The organism is Neoluteolibacter marinus (assembly GCF_014904755.1).
Lineage (GTDB): Bacteria > Verrucomicrobiota > Verrucomicrobiia > Verrucomicrobiales > Akkermansiaceae > Haloferula > Haloferula marina.
In genome coordinates this window covers 1-1,394 of sequence record NZ_JACZFQ010000152.1, presented here as the reverse complement: position 1 = coordinate 1,394, position 1,394 = coordinate 1, and the positions used below count along the sequence as shown (strand labels likewise).

Below are 1,394 nucleotides of genomic sequence, written 5' to 3'. Positions count from 1 at the left end.
ATTTGAATTCGGCGGTGTAGCGTCGCCGGGGCTTCGGATTCATGGATGGGGTTTCTGAAGGTTGGTGGTCCAGAAATCCAGCTCACCTCACAAGTCGGCGCTGGACAACCCGCTACCCCGCTGCGAGTCGGAGATTGAACCCTGATGAGAACCCTTTACCCTGAATCGGACTGGCGCTCCCGGTAGCGGGTGCCACCACTTCAACGTCCTGCCAGGAAATGAAGACCTTGCTTCGCGCCATCTCAGCTACAGCAGTCCTCGTTGCGTCTAGCGCGTTTGCGGAGAGCGACGCCGAGCGAGATTTGTCCGAGGCCGAATCTCGGTATTTCGAGGCGCAGGCGATCATGCAGTCGGCCTTCCGGAAGGATCTATCCGCTGCACTGGCCAAGTGTGATCGGGTTGACGTCTTCCTCTTGGACTTCGAGATGGAGGACACGCCGTCCAACTTCTACTTTTGGGAGAATCGCCTTGAGGACGGAGAGTTTCCAATCATCCCCTACGGCAAGAAGTCGAAGATCCTGAGGCAGGCCACCTTAACCGCGGAGCAGAAGCTGGTATTCATTCCCAAGCTTCAGGAGGTGGTTGGAGTTCAGGGAAACATCGACGGCGGTGCGTTCTGCCATTTCCCGATTCACGGTGTGCGGGTTTATGCGAGCGATGAGATCATCTATCAGTCGAGCTTTTGCTGGAAGTGCAACAATTTCGCCGTCAGCTATCCTGATGGGCCAGCATGGGTTTCGATTCGGGGTGCCGACCTTTTCGAGGAATTCAGCAAGCTGATGCCAATTCCACAAGCCGAGATTGATCGCTTCAACGCGAAGTATGGCTCTAAGGCCGAAAGAACAGAAACCAACGATGAACAAGGCGTTGCTCCACAATCCGCTACCCGCGCAGGGTCGGATTCGGAGGGTGGCGGCAAACCTCAACTCGATTCGGAGGCTGGCTCCCGGTAGCGGGTGCCAGGCCTTCGGCGTTACCCCCGGGACCGCTCCCTGATTTCGCCGGACCGCGGCCGGCCGGTTAGACCCGCTTCATGCGGAATCTGATCACTGCCTTTGCCAGCGCCCTGCCCACGGAGGGCATCCCGACCGAGATCGTCTACCTGCCCGAGGGCGAACACCGGATCACGCCCTTCGTCGACGGGAAGGCGAAGGCCGTCACCGTGAAGGTGCCGGCGGCGCGGGGTGCCGAGATCGCGGCGTCACTGCAGGCGGCGCTGGAAAAGCGCCAGCAGGCGAACGTGCGGCCGTGGTTCGACTTCGAGCACAAGGGCGGGGTGGCCAGCGCCTTGCCGTCGGCCTTCCGCTACGAGCCGGGGAAGGGGATCATGGCGGCGGTGGAGTGGACCGGCGCGGGCCGCACGGCCATCGAGGGCAAGGATTTCTCCTACTTCT

At 60.6% G+C, this 1,394-nt stretch carries 2 protein-coding genes; both read left to right on the top strand.

Annotation, left to right across the window (positions count from 1 at the left end):
* Nucleotides 1-218 precede the first annotated feature (218 nt).
* Nucleotides 219-953: a hypothetical protein gene (locus IG178_RS24255; RefSeq protein WP_193215176.1), complete on the top strand. Its 735-nt coding sequence runs from the start codon at nucleotides 219-221 to the stop codon at nucleotides 951-953.
* An 80-nt stretch (nucleotides 954-1,033) separates the two neighbouring features.
* Nucleotides 1,034-1,394, top strand: a 361-nt coding sequence (locus IG178_RS24250; protein ID WP_193215175.1) for a hypothetical protein, incomplete at its 3' end; no start/stop codon positions are given.